Annotated in this window: 13 protein-coding genes and 1 pseudogene; 4 read left to right on the forward strand and 10 right to left on the reverse strand. The window is 68.1% G+C overall.

Going from position 1 to position 16,702, the window contains the following annotated elements; translation table 11 throughout:
- Positions 1-78: 78 nt before the first annotated feature.
- A complete protein-coding gene (locus tag INQ42_RS07550; protein ID WP_194033738.1) occupies positions 79-711 on the reverse strand; it encodes a DUF2799 domain-containing protein in 633 nt (210 codons plus the stop codon).
- 276 nt (positions 712-987) lie between these two features.
- Here INQ42_RS07550 and INQ42_RS07555 point away from each other — a divergent pair, with 276 nt between their 5' ends.
- Positions 988-2,070 (forward strand): hypothetical protein, encoded by a 1,083-nt coding sequence (locus tag INQ42_RS07555; RefSeq protein ID WP_194033739.1) that lies wholly within the window; start codon positions 988-990, stop codon positions 2,068-2,070.
- 19 nt (positions 2,071-2,089) lie between these two features.
- On the opposite strand, the gene INQ42_RS07560 is transcribed toward INQ42_RS07555, so the two are convergent.
- Positions 2,090-3,892, reverse strand: coding sequence for a 3-hydroxybutyrate oligomer hydrolase family protein (locus INQ42_RS07560; RefSeq protein ID WP_194033740.1), 1,803 nt, complete (start codon positions 3,890-3,892; stop codon positions 2,090-2,092).
- An 86-nt stretch (positions 3,893-3,978) separates the two neighbouring features.
- Here INQ42_RS07560 and INQ42_RS07565 point away from each other — a divergent pair, with 86 nt between their 5' ends.
- Complete coding sequence (locus INQ42_RS07565) at positions 3,979-4,644, forward strand: response regulator transcription factor (RefSeq protein WP_194033741.1); 666 nt, start codon at positions 3,979-3,981, stop codon at positions 4,642-4,644.
- Between the two features lie 11 nt (positions 4,645-4,655).
- On the opposite strand, the gene INQ42_RS07570 is transcribed toward INQ42_RS07565, so the two are convergent.
- The 5 genes from INQ42_RS07570 to INQ42_RS07590 all read right to left on the reverse strand — a co-directional run bounded on the left by INQ42_RS07570 (position 4,656) and on the right by INQ42_RS07590 (position 12,564).
- Complete coding sequence (locus INQ42_RS07570; RefSeq protein ID WP_194033742.1) at positions 4,656-8,039, reverse strand: hybrid sensor histidine kinase/response regulator; 3,384 nt, start codon at positions 8,037-8,039, stop codon at positions 4,656-4,658.
- A 90-nt stretch (positions 8,040-8,129) separates the two neighbouring features.
- On the reverse strand, positions 8,130-9,464 hold the full coding sequence (gene aroA / locus INQ42_RS07575) for a 3-phosphoshikimate 1-carboxyvinyltransferase (protein ID WP_194033743.1): 1,335 nt from the start codon (positions 9,462-9,464) through the stop codon (positions 8,130-8,132).
- Entirely contained in the window at positions 9,461-10,603 is a 1,143-nt protein-coding gene (pheA, locus tag INQ42_RS07580; protein ID WP_194033744.1) for a prephenate dehydratase, read from the reverse strand. Before pheA ends, aroA begins: the two co-directional genes overlap by 4 nt.
- Positions 10,603-11,688, reverse strand: a complete 1,086-nt coding sequence (serC, locus tag INQ42_RS07585; protein WP_194033745.1) for a 3-phosphoserine/phosphohydroxythreonine transaminase — start codon at positions 11,686-11,688, stop codon at positions 10,603-10,605. Before serC ends, pheA begins: the two co-directional genes overlap by 1 nt.
- Positions 11,689-11,766: 78 nt before the next feature.
- Positions 11,767-12,564: an FHA domain-containing protein gene (locus tag INQ42_RS07590; protein ID WP_194033746.1), complete on the reverse strand. Its 798-nt coding sequence runs from the start codon at positions 12,562-12,564 to the stop codon at positions 11,767-11,769.
- Between the two features lie 107 nt (positions 12,565-12,671).
- On the opposite strand from INQ42_RS07590, the gene INQ42_RS07595 reads away from it, so the two are divergent.
- Together INQ42_RS07595 and INQ42_RS07600 are read left to right on the forward strand one after the other, a co-directional pair.
- Entirely contained in the window at positions 12,672-12,947 is a 276-nt protein-coding gene (locus tag INQ42_RS07595; RefSeq protein ID WP_194033747.1) for a polyhydroxyalkanoic acid system family protein, read from the forward strand.
- Between the two features lie 83 nt (positions 12,948-13,030).
- Positions 13,031-13,963: a restriction endonuclease gene (locus tag INQ42_RS07600; protein WP_194033748.1), complete on the forward strand. Its 933-nt coding sequence runs from the start codon at positions 13,031-13,033 to the stop codon at positions 13,961-13,963.
- A gap of 24 nt (positions 13,964-13,987) precedes the next feature.
- On the opposite strand, the gene INQ42_RS13095 is transcribed toward INQ42_RS07600, so the two are convergent.
- The 3 genes and pseudogenes from INQ42_RS13095 to INQ42_RS07615 all read right to left on the reverse strand — a co-directional run bounded on the left by INQ42_RS13095 (position 13,988) and on the right by INQ42_RS07615 (position 16,630).
- The gene (locus INQ42_RS13095) at positions 13,988-14,143 is read right to left on the reverse strand and encodes a DUF2474 domain-containing protein (protein WP_194033749.1); all 156 of its coding nucleotides are present in this window, start codon (positions 14,141-14,143) and stop codon (positions 13,988-13,990) included.
- The gene (gene cydB / locus INQ42_RS07610; protein ID WP_194033750.1) at positions 14,143-15,150 is read right to left on the reverse strand and encodes a cytochrome d ubiquinol oxidase subunit II; all 1,008 of its coding nucleotides are present in this window, start codon (positions 15,148-15,150) and stop codon (positions 14,143-14,145) included. The genes INQ42_RS13095 and cydB overlap by 1 nt, the downstream gene beginning before the upstream one ends.
- A pseudogene (locus tag INQ42_RS07615) lies at positions 15,150-16,630 on the reverse strand (cytochrome ubiquinol oxidase subunit I). The gene cydB and the pseudogene INQ42_RS07615 overlap by 1 nt, the downstream one beginning before the upstream one ends.
- Positions 16,631-16,702 lie beyond the last annotated feature (72 nt).

Raw genomic sequence — 16,702 nt, forward strand, 5'->3', positions numbered from 1 at the left:
GGCTATTCCTTTTGTTGCGAATGCGGTTAATTCCGCGGCGGTACAGGACGCGCCGCCAACGGCTGATGGTCGTGAGCCTTACCAGTGCCCGTAGATCGGGGCGAAGCGGCGGCTGACATGGTCCAGCTCACGCCGGGCCATATCCTCGCGGCGACGGGCGTGCCGCAAATCCTCGTCGGCACGCCGGATGTCGGCGCGCAGCTCGCTGATTTCCCTGCGCAGGCGTTTCCGCTCATCCTCGCTCTCGGCGCGATCAAGACGCTTCTGGGCCTTGCCGATATCCTTGTCGGCCTTGCGGATCCGGTATTCAATCGAGCCCACGTCCGAACTCACGTCATCGAGGCGCTGCTTGGCGTCGTGGACGAAGCGGCCGTCGCCAAATCCGGCCAGGAAGCCGGCTTCCAGGTGGCCCGGGCACACGCCGGCGTAGTTGCGGCCGTTGGCAGCCGCAGTGAAGCCGCGATACGGCGTGCAGTAGACCTCCAGGCCACGCTCCCGCGCCTCCAGGTACGTGCGCGAGTCCACGCCCACCCCGTACGCCGCGCACGCCTGCTCATGGTTGCCCAGACGGGATGACGGATAACCGGCGACACCGTCCTCGTAGCCGATACGGGACCAGTTGCCGCTCAGGCAGTCGCCCTGGCTCACCGTTGCGCAACCGGTGTGGAGCAGTGCCAGCAAGGCGATAAGCACTGGATGTATTGCTTTCATTCCACTCCCCTGTCGGGCATCCCGCCCGTGTCTTCATTGGACCCTGATGCCGGAAGCTGCCACGGCACCAAAGGCGTGCGAAGGAATACGCACCCGATGCTCCCTGATACGACGTCGCCGCTTCGAACCGGACACGCCCTTTCGCATTTCCGGAGGCAACCCCGAACGTTCGTTAATGACTATGAACAATCCCGGCCGGCGTCAGGGCCCGTTCATCGGCGTCCATCAATCGTGAAGGTGCCAACAGGGGTGTTGGCCTACGAGCGAGGGTCCAACATGAAACTTCTGTCCCGCCCGATCAACTGGACGCTGGTCCTGGCGCCGCTGCTGGTGTCCATGCTGGCACTCCCGGGCAACGCCCACAGTCGTGACAACGATCGAACCACGCGGCAACTGGAACACCGGCAACGCGTCAGGGAGGTCGAACGCCCGCAACGCAAAGCCGAAGCGGGCGTGCCGACGCCACAGGCCCGCCGCGCTGCACCGATCGCGGTACGGACGTCGGATTCGGGCAACCGCGGGCCCGATCGCAGGCAGGCGGCAGCGCCCCAAAGGTCCGATCGCGATGCACGCGTCCGTGACGGCCGACCAGCGCGCGACGCGAGTGGCCCACGCCGGAGTGCGATGGCGGAATCGCTGGACCGGGCCCAGAGATCGCGTGCCCAGTCCGACAGCCGGCACGACCGCCAGTCCAGCCGGGACAATGGATATCAGGGTGACAATCGTGGACAGAGCTCGCGGCCGGCTCATGCCCGACCGCGCGACAGCCGCCACGAGCAGCGGATCCGCCATGATCAGCAACGGGCCGACCGCTACTACGCCGCCCAGGCGCGTCAGCGTGAAGTCGCCATGCAGCGCACACGCGCGCTGCAGCAGCAACGCCGCGCCAATCAGTACCGCTACCAGAACCAGTACAACCAGCGGCTGCGCCAGCAGCATGTCAGCTGGAATTCGGGCCGCTACAACTACTACAACGACCCGTTCTATTCGACGCCTGCCAGCTACCGCTACCAGTTTGGCGGCCAGTGGCATTCGACCAACCGCTACGGTGCCAACCTCATGCAACAGGCCGTCGACTATGGGTACCAGGAAGGCCTGCGGGCCGGCCAGGCGGACCGTTACGACGGCTGGCGCGCCGACTACCGGGACAATTACGCCTATCAGGACGCGGGATACGGCTACAACGGTCGCTACATTTCACCGGGCGAATACCAGCACTACTTCCGCCAGGGCTTCCAGCGCGGATACCAGGACGGCTATGGCAACCGCTATGACTACGGCTACCGCCGCAGCGACGGCAGCGTAGCGATCATCGCTGCGGTACTGGCGACCATTGTCGGCCTGCAGGTGTTGAATTGACGGACGTTGGCCCCGCCATTCATCGCGGAATCGCCAGGTGCCCGGCCTGCAGCGGCTTGCCCGCACCGCGCGGCGTGGTCGCGATGACCGCATTGGCCGGCATCGGCGCTCCGTTCTCCAGGTGCGCCCACGTGCGGTCCAGCGCCTCGTAGACATAGGGCAACAGCGGCAGGTAGACCCCGGCGTACACGGGCACGCCAAGGAAGGCGTCGAAGTGCTGCACGTTCCGCACCTGCCAGTGGTGCACGTCCGCGCCGGCGCTGCGCGCGGCCGCGACGTACGGCGCGCTGGTAAACGCGGGCGGAATCAGCCCATCGTCGAGGCCGTGGATCACCATCACCGGAAGTCCGGCGGCTGGCGGGGCAACCTGCAATTCACTGATGCCCTGGCGCACGCGATCGGCATCCGCACCCTGCCCGTCCCACAGCGCACGCAGACACTGCAGGCCCGCGATCGGATTGGCCGGATCGATCGGCGGGGCGACGATGCCGACGCCGGCGCCCGGCGGTATCCCTGCCGCCTCTGATGACCACGCGGCACGCTCGGTCGCGGTCGCCGGACGCGGCGTTCCGTCTTTGGTCACCGCCGAGAAGGAGTAGCCGCACGGATGTGCTCCGGCCGGGAAGCGTCCGTAAGCAGAGGCGTAGGTCACCGCGACCGAGCGCCACAGGTCGAAGGCAACGCTGATCGAGCCGGCGCGAAGCGCCTCGTCGGTCCAGCCGTTGTCACGCAGGGCCTGATAGGCGGACTGCTGCTGCTCGCCGATCGTGTCGCCCTGGATCAGGCCGGCCGTTGCCAGCGCCGCACACTGCGCGTCCGCGGTCGGCATCGCCGGGATTCCGAGCGCGGGCAGCGCACACGGCATCAGCAGCGCCGCCTCGGTGGTGTAGTCGTAGATGGGGCGCGCGCCAGCGACCGTCACATTCGGTTCCGCCGCGACGACCGCATCCAGCCAGTCGCCCACGGACGCCGACTGGGCCGCCTGCAACACGGCGCCGCCGCCATTGGAGATGCCGACCGCGATCACCCGCGTGTTGTCGAACCGGTAAGGGGCGGCATCCGGGAACGCTTCGGTGAGGACCTTCAGCGCAAATTCGGCTGACTGGCGCACGTGCTCGCCCCAGTGCGCTTCGGGGTTGTCGCCGGAATGCGCATGTTTGAATGCGACGCCCGTGGCCGGCGCCGGCTCCGGCTGGAATGCCAGAGCGGCGTCCGGCCCACCGATGGTGCCGTCCAGTTGCACCCCGAGCCCGGCGTCAAGGTCGTAGTAATCGCTGCCGGCGCCCTTGTCGGTGTACGCGATCGCGCAGCCCCTGGGCAGCGCCCACGGACCGGCGACGGCAATCGCGCCGAGGACGCCGCGCGACCCGGAGGCCGGTGCGAGCACGACGCAACGCGCCTGCTGGTCAAAGTTGTCGGGCACCTGCACCAGCACCCGGTGTGGTTGCTTCGCGCCCGGCAGCCGCGCCAGCGTCTGGAACTCCCGGCCGGGCGATGGCGCGACGCTGCCGTAAAGCTCCGCATAGCCGCCTCCCGGCGCGAGATCCGCGATGCCGCGCCAGTTGCTCCAGACGGCGCGCCGGCGCACTTCCGCGGCGGTGGGGCTTTCCGGGTCGGCGAAAGCCGGTGCGGTCATGGCGCGCAAGCCGTCCAGACCCAGGCCGGCGGTGAGCAGGTCATCGTTGCCGCGGTGTTCGGTGACACGCACCGGGCCGAAAGCGGTCGCTGCCATGGCGGTGTTTCCTGGATTGGGCGTGGTCGCGCAGCCGGCGGCGGCGGACAGGACGGCAGACAGGGCGACGGCAAGCAGGGAATTTTTCATGCACCGACAGTAGCAAGACCGGAGCAGCCCGCTCATCGTACTTTCGTACCACGCCCCGGCCCCGCGCAGTTGCTAATCTGGCGCGGATGCCTTCCCTCCTGATCGCCGACGACCACCCGCTGTTCCGGGCCGCATTGCGCGGCGCCGCGGCGGATGCGGTGGCCGACCTGACCGTGCACGAAGCCGACTCGCTGCCGACCGTGCTGGCGCTGCTGGAGGCGGAGCCGGACATCGACCTGATCCTGCTGGACCTGCACATGCCCGGCAATCACGGACTCGCCGGTCTGGCGGCGATCCGCGCGCAGTACCCGGGTGTCGCGGTGGTGGTGGTGTCGGCCAACGACGACCCGCGCGTGATCCGGCGGGCGCTGGACCACGGCGCGGCCGGTTATCTGCCCAAGAGCTCGGGACTGGACGAGCTTCGTGACGCCATCCGCGCCGTGCTGGCGTGCGAGCAATGGTTGCCGCCGGCGCTGCGCGCCTCCGTCTCCCACACCCGCAGTTCGCCCAGCGATGCCGAATTGGCGGCGCGGCTTGCCAGCCTGTCGCCACAGCAGTTCCGCGTGCTCAGCTTCGTTGCCGAAGGTCTGTTGAACAAGCAGATCGCCGACCGCCTCGCGGTCCAGGAACGCACGGTCAAGGCGCACCTGTCGGCCATCTTCGAGCGTCTGGGCGTGCGCAACCGCACCCAGGCGGGGGTGATCCTGCGGAGCCTGGAACTCGTCGACCCGGCCCGGGTAGTCGCAGACTGAGCGAATCGCGCTCAGTCGTCCTGGACAGCCACCGGCTCCCCGCGCAGCGCACTCGCGGCGAGCATCCGGTCCAGCACTGACTTCAGCGCGAGTGGCTTGAGCGGTTTGGACAGCAACGACTGCCCCGCGTCGAGCACCGCGCGCCGGACCACGTGGCCGGTATCGGCACTGAGTATCAGGGTCGGCCGGGCGCCGTGTTCGACGGCCAGCGCTTCGGCCAGCGCCACCCCCGTGTCGCCTTCGTCGAGGTGGTAATCGAACAGCCACAGTGCGGCCGGTTCGCGCGCGAGGTGCCGGCGCGCACCCTCGCGGTCCGCCGCCGTCAACACCTCGCAACCCCATCCGCGCAGGATAGCGGCCAGTGCCGCGAGCGCCTGCGCATCGTTGTCGACCAGCAGCACGCGCAGACCGGCAAGACCGCGCGGCGCGCTGGCGACCGCGGGCAGCCGCGCCTCGACGCGCTCGACCTGCATCGCGAACATCGTGCCCTGCCCCGGACTGCTGCGAAGGGTCAGCGGAGCCTCGAGCAGGTGGGCAATCCGATCGGCGATCGACAGCCCAAGGCCAAGCCCTTGCCCGGGTGCGTCGAGGCCGCGCCGGAATTCCTCGAAAATGGCCTGCTGCATGCCTGCGTCGATGCCGGGCCCGGTGTCATGGACCTCGATACGCAGTCCGTCGCCGCGGCGGCGTACGCCCAACAACACCCGACCGCTGGTGGTGTAACGCACCGCGTTGGCAAGGAAGTTCTGCAGGGCGCGCCGCAGCAGTTGCGGGTCGCTGTGCACCCACGCCCGGGTCGGCACGAAACGGAATCCAAGCCCGCGCGCAGCGGCGATGGCACTGAATTCCGAAGCCAGCGGCTCGAGCACTTCGGCCAGGGCGAAGGCCCGCGGCTCCGGCACCAGGCCGCCCGCCTCCAGGCGCGACATCTCCAGCAAGCCGGTGAGCAGGTCGCCGGTCGAGTCCAGGGCGCCGCCTATCTGGGACAGCATCGCGCGCTGCGCATCGTCGGCGGCCTGCACCGACATCGCATCGGTGAAGAGCTGCGCGGCGTGCAGCGGTTGCATCAGGTCGTGGCCGATCGCGGCCAGGAACCGGCTCTTCGCGTCGTTCGCGCGCTCGGCTTCGCGGGTGGCGATCTGCAGGTCGGCGGTGCGCTCGATGACGCGCTGCTCCAGGGTCTCGTTGGCCTGCAGCAACGCGGCCTCCGCGCGGCGGAAATCAGTGACGTCGGTGAAGGTCGCCACGAAGCCGCCACCGGGCATGGGGTTGCCACGGATCTCCAGGATGCTGCCGTCGGCGAGGATGCGTTCGGTGAGGTGCGGTGAACCGGCACGCATGAAGGCCAGCCGCCGCTCCAGCGCGCGCTCCAGCCCGCCTGCAGGAGGTGCGCCCTGCATCATCGCCCAGCGCGACAGGTCGGCGATCGGTCGGCCCACCTGCAGCAACTCGGCCGGGTACTGGAACAACTCGGCGTAGCGCCGGTTCCAGGCCACCAGCCGCAGCTGCGCATCCACCACGCTGATGCCCTGGCTCATGTTGTGCAGCGCGGCTTCCAGGACACGCTGGTTGAAGCGCAGGTCCGCCGACGCCTCGCCGACGATCGCCGCCACCGTGTCCAGCCCGCGCCCGCTCTCGCTGCGCGCGGCATCCAGCAGCACGCGCGCCGATGCGGAGCCCAGTACCGCCGCCAACTCGCGCTCGATGCCCGCCTCCACCGCCGCGGGCACCGGGCCCGTGGCCGGGGCCTTCTGCAGCAGTTGCTGGACACGGTTGCGCGGCAGGAACCGCATGCCCGCGTCGCGCAGGCTTTGTGCATCCATGCCGCGGTAACTGCGCCTTGGCGTATCGCGACGCCAACTCCAGGTCCAGCCGAGCACCGTGGCAAGCGTGCCAAGGAAAAGACTGACACCGACCGCGCGTCCCAGCCTGCTCCAGCCGGTCAGGCCGAACAGTCCGTCCGGTGACAGCATGCGCAGGCCCAGCGGCCCCGACTCCAGCCATGCGGGGCGATGCCCGACCACCTCGAACACCATCGGCAGCAACAGCACCCACGCCCACGCCGCAAACCCCACGACCACGCCGATCACCGCTGCCCGCGGCGGCGTCTGCGGCCGCCACACCGCGAAACCCAGCGCGGGCGCAAGCGTCGCCAGCGCCGAGAACGACACCGCGCCGACGTCGGCCAGCGCCTCATTGCCGCCGACCAAGCGACTGTAGGCCCAAGCCAGCAGCATGATCGCGACGATGCCGAACCGCCGCAGCATCAACACGCTGCCGCGCAGGTCGCTGCCATCGTTGCGCGACCAGGCACCGCGCAGCAGCCCGGGCGCGAACCAGTGGTTGCCGATCATCAGGCCGAGGGTCAGCGTGCTGACCACGACCATGCCGGTGGCGGCGCTCAAGCCGCCAAGGAACGCGAACAGCGCCAGGCCCTCGTGGCCCTGCGACAAGGGCAGCGCCAGCACGTACATGTCGGAGGGCACCGAGTCGCCGAGCAATGCCGCACCGGCGGTGGCCAGTGGCAGGACCGGCAAGGCGATCAGGACCAGGTACAGCGGAAACTGCCAGCGCGCGGTGCGCACGTCGCGCTCGTCGCGGCACTCGACCACTCCGATATGGAACTGGTGCGGCATGATGAACATCGCCAGCGCGCCCAGCAGGACCAGCGGGAGGAATCCGGCGGACGGCGCCGCAGGCAAGGTCGGTATCGACTGCACCGGCACTTGCAGAGAGGCACCGGTGCCGCTTTCCAGCCCGAACCAGACAAATGCGCCGATGGCGAGCATCGCGCCAAGCTTGAACACCGACTCGAATGCCATGGCGAGCACCAGGCCGCGGTTGTGCTCGGTGGCGCTCGCGCGCCGGGTGCCGAACAGCATCGCAAACACCGCCATCGCCAACGCGACGTAGAGGGCGCTGTCCTGCCAGGGCGGCGTCGCGAGCCCGGAATCCCGGGTGGTCAGCATCGCGAAACTCATCGCCACCGCTTTCAGCTGCAGCGCGATGTAGGGGATCAGTCCGAGCGCAGCGACCAGGGTGACAGTCGCGGCCAGCCACGCGTCCTTGCCCAGGCGCGTGGCGATCAGGTCGGCGATGGAGGTCGCGTTGGTCTCGCGGGCGAGCCGCACCAGCTTGATCATGAAGCCGACGGCCAGCACGTAGAGCAGGATCGCGCCGAGGAAGGTCGGCGGCAGCGGCCAGCCGTAGCGCGCCGCCTGGGTGACTGTGCCGTAGAAGGTCCACGAGGTGCAGTGCACCGCCAGCGACAGTGCATAGACGTGTCGCCAGTGACCGGCGAACAGCGCCGGGCGGCGCTCGGCATACAGCGCGGCGCCGAACATCAGTCCAAGCCAGGCAAGGCTCGCGAGGGCGACGGGAGTGAAGCTCAGCATCGCCGGAGCATAGCGCGAGGCAAGGGTTTTGCCGTCCTGCTCAAAGACAGCGATGCGGGTGCCGGGCGATCCGGCAGGACGGTGTGGGCACTACAGCGCGGGCGGCCCGGCAATCGCGTCGATGGCCATTCCCACGCCCCGTGCCAGTTCGACAAATCCCGGGAAAGACGTCGCGACGGTTGCGATGTCGTTGATGCGGACCTCGCCCGACGCGCGCTGCGCGGCGACCGCGAAGCTCATCGCGATGCGGTGGTCATCGTGGGTGGCGATGCTGCCGCCGCCCAGCCGCCCGCCGTGGATGACTGCGCCATCGGGCGTCTCCTCGACGCTGATGCCGAGCGTGCGCAGGCCGGTCGCCATGGTCGCAATGCGGTCGGACTCCTTGACCCGCAGCTCGGCGGCGTCGCGGACCACCGTGCGCCCGCTGGCGCAGGCGGCGGCGATGAACAGGATCGGGAACTCGTCGATCATGTCCGCCACCAGCGCAGACGGCACTTCGATGCCGTGCAGCGGCGCGTGGCGGACCAGCAGGTCGGCAACCGGCTCGCCGCCATCGTCGCGGCGGTTTTCCTCGCGGATGTCGGCGCCCATCAGGCGCAGGACCTGCAGCAGGCCGGTACGGCGCGGATTGATGCCGACCGCCTCCAGTCGCAGCTCGGATCCCGGAATGATCGTTGCCGCAACGATGAAGAAGGCCGCCGAGGAAAAATCCGCGGGTACGTCGACGCGCGCGGCGCGCAGGCGATGGCCCCCGCTCAGGCGGACGACGCCAGGTGCGGTCTCAACCGGCCAGCCGAAGGTGGCCAGCATCCGCTCGGTGTAGTCACGCGTCGGGTGCGGCTCGCGCACGACGGTCTCGCCCTCGGCGTACAGGCCCGCCAGCAGCACGGCGGATTTCACCTGCGCGCTGGCAACCGGCAACGCATAGTCGATGCCCTGCAGACCTGTCCTGGCGTGCACACGCAGCGGTGGCGTGCCGCCCTCGCCGGTGTCGATCCGCGCACCCATTGCCGTGAGTGGATCGGTGACACGGCGCATCGGACGCTTTGTCAGGGACGCATCGCCCACGAGGACGCTGTCGAACGCCTGCCCGGCCAGCACACCCGCCAAGAGCCGCATGCCGGTGCCCGCGTTGCCACAATCAAGTACCTCATCGGTGCCGCGCAGTCCATGCAGGCCGACGCCGTGGACCACGCAGACCGTCGGCGCCGGGGTATCGATGCGGACGCCGAGCTGCGTGAAGATCCGCGCCGTGGCCCGGGTGTCCTCACCGTCGAGAAAACCGTGTATTTCGGTGGTGCCATCGGCCAGCGCACCCAGCATCACCGCGCGATGGGAAATGGACTTGTCGCCGGGCACGCGCAGGCTGCCATGCAGCGCGGTCCCCTTGCCGGCGCTCCAGTCCTGCCGCACCGCCTCGCTCATACGATCGCGACCGGGTAGGAACCCAGCACGCGCACCTGCTCGGCGAATTCATCGACCTCCGCCAGCGCCAGGCGCATCGCCTCCTGCTCGATGTGCCCGCCGACGTCGACGAAGAACGCGTACTGCCAGCGCCCGCCGTGGCCGGGCCTGGACTCGATCCGGTTCATGCTCAAGCCGTGGCGCGCGAACGGCGCCAGCACCTGGAACAGCGCGCCGGGCTGGTCCTTGATGAAGATCAGCAGCGAGGTGCGGTCATTGCCCGAGGCCGGGAACAGCTCGCGCCCGAGCACCAGGAAGCGGGTGGTGTTGTCGGGCCGGTCCTCGATCGGGCCGGCCACCGACTTCAGCCCGTACACGCTCGCGGCGCTGAGACCGGCGATCGCCGCGGCGTCATCGGCGTTGCGGGCGCGACGGGCGGCCTCGGCATTGCTCGCCAACGGAATCTTCTCGGCGTCGGGCAGGTGCTGGCGCAACCAGGCCTTGCACTGCGCGAAGGACTGCGGATGCGAGTACACGCGCTCGATATCCTCGAAGCGGCCGCTGCGCGAGAGCAGGTGCTGGTGCACGCGCAGCTCCACCTCGCCGCAGATCTTGACGTCGGTGCCCAGGAAGGTATCCAGGGTCGACTGAATCGTGCCCTGGGTGGAGTTCTCCACCGGCACCACGCCGAAGTCGGCCGCGCCGGACTCCACCTCGCCGAACACCTCCTCGATGCTGCCCAGTGGCAGACCCAGGATGGAGTGACCGAAGTGCTTGTACGCCGCCTGCTCCGAGTGCGTACCCGCCGGACCGAGGAAGCCGATCTTCAGCGGCTCCTGCTGGGCCAGGCACGCCGACATGATCTCGCGGAACACGCGCACCAGCACCTCGCCCTCCAGCGGGCCCTCGTTGCGGTCGACCACGCGACGCAGCACCTGCGCCTCACGCTCGGGGCGGTAGTAGTCGATGGCCGCCGCCAACGGCCCCTTGGCCTGGCCGATCTGGCTGGCGAAGCGCGCCCGTTCGGCGATCAGTTCCTGGATGCTGCGATCGATGCCGTCGACGCGCTCGCGCAGTTCGGCAAGCTTCGGCGCGGGCGGCTTTTTGGGCACCACGTCCCGGCCCGCGCTCTTCGCAGGCGGCTTGCCCTTGGCGCTCATCAGCCGTTCCTCTGCTGGAAATCAGCCATGAAGTCGGCCAATGCCTGCGCGCCTGACACCGGCATCGCGTTGTAGATCGATGCGCGCATGCCGCCCAGTACGCGGTGGCCCTTCAACGAGATCAGCCCCGCCGCGCGGGCCTGTTCGAGAAAACGCGCATCCAGGTTCTCGTCGTGCAAGGAGAACACGACGTTCATCCGCGAACGCGCAGTGCGCTCGACCGTGTTGCGATAGAACCCGCCGGACCCGTCGATCGCCGCGTACAGCAATTGCGACTTGACCGCGCTGCGCCGGGCAAATTCCTCCACCCCGCCCTCGTCCAGCATCCACTGGAACATCAGCCCGGCCAGGTACCAGTTGAAGGTGGGCGGCGTGTTGAGCATGGAGCCGGCGCGCTCGTGCGCGGCGTAGTCCAGGATCGGCGCGCGCGCCTGGCCGGTTTGCGTCAGCAGGTCGCGGCGGATGATCACCACCGTCAGCCCGACCGGCCCGAGGTTTTTCTGCGCGCCGGCGTAGATCACCCCGAAGCGGGAGACATCCAGCGGACCGGACGCGATGCTGGAACTGAAATCACCGATGAGCGGCACATCGCCGACCTCGGGGATCTCGTTGAACTCGACGCCGTGGATGGTCTCGTTGGCGGTGTAGTGCACATAGGCCGCTCCTTCCGACAACGCCCAGTCCGCGCGCATCGGCAGGCCCCGATAGCCCCCATCGGCCGTATCGGCCGCTATACGGGCGTCGACATAGGGCTGCGCCTGTTTGATGGCGGTCGCACCCCAGTGCCCGGTAAGGACGTAGTCGGCAGCTTGGCCCGGCGCGGCAAAATTGAGCGGTATCAGCGCCTGCTGTGTGGTCGCCCCGCCCTGCAGGAACAGGACCGCGTAGTCATCGGGCACCGACAGCAATGTGCGCAGGTCGGCTTCGGCCTTTTCCGCAGCGCGCATGAACTCCGGACCGCGGTGGCTCAGCTCCAGCACCGAGGCGCCGGCGCCGTTCCAGTCCAGCAACTCCTCGCGGGCTTGCTTGAGGACGGCTTCGGGAAGTGCTGCAGGGCCGGCGCTGAAGTTGTACGGACGGGACATGGGGGCGATCCAGTGGGGCGTGACCCCCAAGGTATGCCGCACTGCAGCACGATGTAAAGACCGCCGGCTGGCGGTAGCTCAGCGCACCCCGTAAAGCAGCAGAAGTGCCAGTGCGCCGGCCATCAGCAGTGCCGCAAGCAGCAGCCACGGAATGCGCCTCAGCGACGCCATCAAAGGGGAGCGTTGGGGCCCAGCCTCGGCTGGAGTCCATTCAACGGCAGCCTCCTGCACGACGGGCTCGGGCGGCGCCATTGCCCGCGGCGCTTCCAATACAAATCGATGGCTGGCATTGAACACCACCTGGTCCCCGGCCATCAGCAGCCCTTCGTCCAGCCGATGCCCGTTGACCTCGATACCGCCGGATGCGCCGAGCGTGCGGAAGCTGACGCCGTCACTGTGCGGCTCCAGCCGTGAGTGCTGATCGGGAATGCCTGGCTCGGCAATGCACAGGTCCGCTTCTGGCCGGCTTCCGACAACGCACGGGTGGTCCAGATCAAAGCAGCGACCGTGGTGCGGCCCGCCGACCGCACGCAGGACCGCGCGCGCGCTGGGTGGATCATTCGCGGCCGTCGCCGGAGCCGGTCCCGGCCGCGCACCCACCAGGGTCAGGTCCACTCCGTCCAGGTGCAACACGTCCCCGGCCCGCAGCATCGCCATACGCCGCACCGGTCGACCGTTGACATGCATTACCTGCGACTGCTCGCGCAACTGCAGCCAGATGCCTCGGCGGTCGATGGATATCTGCAGGCGCGCGTCATGGGAGTCGTCGACCAGGCACGGATGGCCGTCATTGTCCTGGCCGACGGCATGCACGCCGGCGCCGAGCACCAGGTCGTCCCGCTCGCCGTTGGCGAATCGCAGTCTTAGGGTATTCACTGCGGCGAAATCTACCATGCACGCCACGCGCGCGGGCACCGGTATGCGGTTCGACTTGAGCCTTTCGCTTCCGCCCCCAACACTGGCGTCTGCCCACGGAGATCCGCATGCCCGATATCGATATCCAACACCCCCACACCATGGGGCCGCAGCAGGCGCGCGCCGCGGTCCAGGAAATTGCCGACAAGCTGACCGAGCGATTCGGGGTCGTGTGCCATTGGGATAGCGACACGCTGCATTTCGACCGCAGCGGAATCGAAGGACAGATCGAAGTGGCACCTTCCAGCCTCAACGTCACCGCAACGCTTGGCTTCCTGTTTGCGGCCATGAAGGCGCCGATCGAGGCCGAGTTGCGCCGCGTACTGGACAAGCGATTCAGCTGAGGACAGGTCTCGCCGCGTATATTGAGGGGTCGCCCCGCTCCGGCGCCCGCCGCCCGATATCCGACATGCTCAGTGCCTCACCAATGACCACCGCCTTCCTGATTGCGCTGATCCTGGGGACGGCGGGAAGCGCGTGGCTCTGGCTGGTCCACAACCGCGCCTCGGTCGTCGCGCTTGGCCTGCGCGCACTCGCCGCCATGCGCTGGCGCGAATCCTCCCGCTTTGTCATCGAGGCGCTGGAGGCCCAGGGGTTTTCCGCCAGTCGCCTGGCACCGGACGCCGACAGGGGCCAGAACGCCGATCTGCTGCTCAACCGTGGCGACCAGACCTGGCTGCTGAGTTTCAAGCAGGGCGTGGATTACCGGATCGATCCGGGCATGGTCAGCCAGATGTCGGCCGCCGTGCGCGACAGCAATGCCAGTGGCGGCATCATCGCGACCCTGGGCACCATCCAGGGCGAGCTGCGGAAACACCCGCAGGATATCGAATTGATCGACGGTGCTACCTTGTGGCCGCTGATCAGCCCCCTGCTCCCGCCCAGCCTGCACAACGACATCACGTCACGCGCGCGGCGGCTGACCGTCCGTGCGACCGGGGTCGTGTGGGTGGTCGCGCTACTGGCCGGGTTGCTGGCGTCGCTCCTGATTCCCGACGCGGTCGTGGATCCGACGCGCGATGCCACCGATGCGCCCGTGGCCTCACCGGCGGACGCCGATGGATCAGGTCGAGGCGAGGCAACCGCTGTTGTCCAATCCCCGGCGATTGCCGGCACCGAGGAGGAGCAGCGCCGCGACATCGCTGCCGCCGTCAGCCGCCTGCCGGGGATCGCCCGCGCCTCGTGGGCGACCCGCTCCACCCTGGTGGCCCTGGTGGACGCGGATGCCAGCGAACAACAGATAAACGGTATCTGCAAGGTGCTCGCGCCCTACGAGGACCTGCGTTATTCGCGCGTGCAACTGCAACCGCCGCCGGGCAGTGAAGCCCCGGTGCGCTTCCTGCAATGCAACTGGAGTTGATTCCAGCGTGGCCGGTTGACCGCCTCATGTCGTCATGCCGACCGCGCGCATGATCACCTTGATCGCCAGCGCAACCAGCGCCAACGTGGCGACGCTCGCCGACCAGATCAGCACGAGCCACGCCACCCGCCTGACCCAGTGAGGCCTGCGAGGTCCGTCGACCGGAGTCCGAACGGGCATCAGTGGTAACCCTCTCCGGCCCTCACCTTGCCGCGGAAGACCCAGTACGCCAGCCCCGTGTAGCCCAGGATGATCGGAATGATCAGCAGCGCACCCACCAGGGTGAAGCCCAGGCTTTGCGGCGGCCCAGCGGCTTCCCAGAAGCTGATCTCGGGCGGCAGGATGTTCGGCCAGATGCTGATGCCCAGACCGCTGTAACCCAGGAACACGAGCGCAAGCGTCAGCAGGAATGGCGAGGTGTGGGACTCGCCGCGCAGCGAGCGCAGTAGAGCGAACATGACGGCCCCGACCAGCAGCGGCACCGGGGCGAAGAACAGCAGATTCGGCATGCTGAACCAGCGCTCCGCAATGGCCGGCTGCGACATCGCGGTCCAGATGCTCACCACGACAATCGCGCCCAGCAGCGCCCACACCCAATGGCGCGTGCGCAGGCGCAGGTCGTCGTGCAGCTCGCCTTCGGTCTTGATCAGCAACCAGGTGCTGCCCAGCAGCATGTAGGCGACGACGAGGCCGACACCGGTGAACATCGAGAACGGGGTGAACCAGTCGAACGCTCCGCCGACAAAGCGGTCGCCATCCATCGCAAAACCGTTGATGAAAGCGCCCAGCACCACGCCCTGGAAGAACGTCGCGCCATAGGATCCGGCAATGAACGCCCAGTCCCACGCGCGCTCCTTGCCCTCCTCGACCTTGAACCGGAACTCGAACGCGACGCCGCGGAAGATCAGCGCGACCAGCATCAGGATCAGCGGCAGGTAGAGCGCGCTGAGCACGACCGCGTACGCAAGCGGGAACGCGGCCAGAAGTCCGGCGCCGCCCATCACCAGCCAGGTCTCGTTGCCGTCCCAGACCGGCGCGACGGTGTTCATCATGATGTCGCGGTCATCTTTTTCCGGGAAGAACGGAAACAGCATGCCGATGCCGAGGTCGAAGCCGTCCATGACCACGTACATCATGATCGAGAAGATGATGATCACGCCCCAGATCAGTGGCAGGTCGATACCCATTACAGCGGCCCTCCCAGGTTGGCTGCGCCGGCAGGTTTCGCGTAGGTGGTCTCGCTGGCGCGGCGATCATCCGAATTCCCCGGCTCGCGTTCGCCGGCAGCCGACATCGGCCGACCGGGCTGGTTCCTGCGCCCGGGACCACCGTCGGGCGGTGCATCGCCGTCGCCGGCCTCCGGTCCCCGGGCAATGATGCGCAGGATGTAGACCGTGCCCGCTCCGAACAGGAGGAAATACACCACCACGAAGATCGCCAGCGAAAGGCCCACCTGCCCGGCGGCGTGCGCCGACACCGCCTCGGAGGTACGCATCAGGCCCTGCACGATCCAGGGCTGGCGGCCGATCTCGGTGGTGAACCAGCCGGCGAGGATGGCGACCAGTCCCGCCGGACCCATCAGCAGCGCGAAACGCATCAATCCGCGCGAGGTATGCAGCTTGCCGCGAATGCGGCTCCACGCGCCCCACAGGCCCAGCGCGATCATCAACAGGCCCAGTCCGACCATGACGCGGAAGGTCCAGAACACGATCGTCGAATTGGGCCGGTCCTCCGGTGCGAACTCCTTGAGCCCGGCGAACTGCCCGTCCCAGCTGTGGGTGAGGATCAGGCTGCCCAGGTTCGGGATGTCCACCGCGTAGCGATTCCGCTCCTGCTCCATGTCGGGGATGGCGAACAGCGTCAGCGGCACGCCTTCGCCCGGGGTGTTCTCCCAATGGCCCTCCATCGCGGCGATTTTTGCCGGCTGGTGCTCGAGCGTGTTCAGGCCGTGGAAGTCGCCCACGATCGCCTGCAACGGCGCTGTCACCAGCACCATCCACAGGGCCATCGACCACATCGTCCGTATGGCCGGATTATCGCGCCTGCGAAGCATCTGCCAGGCCGCGCTGGCACCGACCAGCAGCGCGGTGGCAAGGAAGGCGGCGATCACCATGTGGGTCAGGCGGTACGGAAATGACGGATTGAAAATCACCGCCAGCCAATCCACCGGGACCGCGATGCCGTCGATGATTTCGTGGCCCTGGGGGTGTGCATCCAACTGTTGGAGGCAATGATCCAGGTCGAGGAAATCAGCGTGCCGACCGCCACCGCAGCGGTGGAGAACATGTGCAGGCCGGGGCCAACGCGCTTCATCCCGAACAGCATCACGCCCAGGAAGCCGGCTTCCAGGAAGAACGCGGTAAGCACCTCATACGCCAGCAGCGGGCCGGTGATGCCACCGGCAAAACGCGAGAACTCGCTCCAGTTGGTGCCGAACTGGTAGGCCATCACCACCCCGGAGACCACGCCCATGCCGAAGGCGACCGCGAACACCTTGATCCAGAACTGGTACAGGTCCAGGTAGACGCGGCGCTTGGTGTACAGCCAGGCGCCTTCCAGGACCGTCAGGTAACTGGCCAGGCCGATGGTGATGGCCGGGAAGATGATGTGGAACGAGATGGTGAAGGCGAACTGGATCCGCGACAGCAGCAGCGCATCAAGGTCCATGGTCAACGGGACTCTGGAGGGATTTCCCGCTCAGGATGCCCGCTGCCCGGTTACGCCTGCGTATGCAGCCGC

Origin of the sequence: Lysobacter avium (assembly GCF_015209745.1) — a bacterium.
Taxonomy (GTDB): domain Bacteria; phylum Pseudomonadota; class Gammaproteobacteria; order Xanthomonadales; family Xanthomonadaceae; genus Novilysobacter; species Novilysobacter avium.

What these genes read in the sequence shown, in the direction of transcription:
- INQ42_RS07550 (WP_194033738.1), bottom strand. Translation starts at nt 711, where the DNA reads ATGAAAGCAATACATCCAGTGCTTATCGCCTTGCTGGCACTGCTCCAC.
- INQ42_RS07555 (WP_194033739.1), top strand. Translation starts at nt 988, where the DNA reads ATGAAACTTCTGTCCCGCCCGATCAACTGGACGCTGGTCCTGGCGCCG.
- INQ42_RS07560 (WP_194033740.1), bottom strand. Translation starts at nt 3,892, where the DNA reads ATGAAAAATTCCCTGCTTGCCGTCGCCCTGTCTGCCGTCCTGTCCGCC.
- INQ42_RS07565 (WP_194033741.1), top strand. Translation starts at nt 3,979, where the DNA reads ATGCCTTCCCTCCTGATCGCCGACGACCACCCGCTGTTCCGGGCCGCA.
- INQ42_RS07570 (WP_194033742.1), bottom strand. Translation starts at nt 8,039, where the DNA reads ATGCTGAGCTTCACTCCCGTCGCCCTCGCGAGCCTTGCCTGGCTTGGA.
- aroA (WP_194033743.1), bottom strand. Translation starts at nt 9,464, where the DNA reads ATGAGCGAGGCGGTGCGGCAGGACTGGAGCGCCGGCAAGGGGACCGCG.
- pheA (WP_194033744.1), bottom strand. Translation starts at nt 10,603, where the DNA reads ATGAGCGCCAAGGGCAAGCCGCCTGCGAAGAGCGCGGGCCGGGACGTG.
- serC (WP_194033745.1), bottom strand. Translation starts at nt 11,688, where the DNA reads ATGTCCCGTCCGTACAACTTCAGCGCCGGCCCTGCAGCACTTCCCGAA.
- INQ42_RS07595 (WP_194033747.1), top strand. Translation starts at nt 12,672, where the DNA reads ATGCCCGATATCGATATCCAACACCCCCACACCATGGGGCCGCAGCAG.
- INQ42_RS07600 (WP_194033748.1), top strand. Translation starts at nt 13,031, where the DNA reads ATGACCACCGCCTTCCTGATTGCGCTGATCCTGGGGACGGCGGGAAGC.
- INQ42_RS13095 (WP_194033749.1), bottom strand. Translation starts at nt 14,143, where the DNA reads ATGCCCGTTCGGACTCCGGTCGACGGACCTCGCAGGCCTCACTGGGTC.
- cydB (WP_194033750.1), bottom strand. Translation starts at nt 15,150, where the DNA reads ATGGGTATCGACCTGCCACTGATCTGGGGCGTGATCATCATCTTCTCG.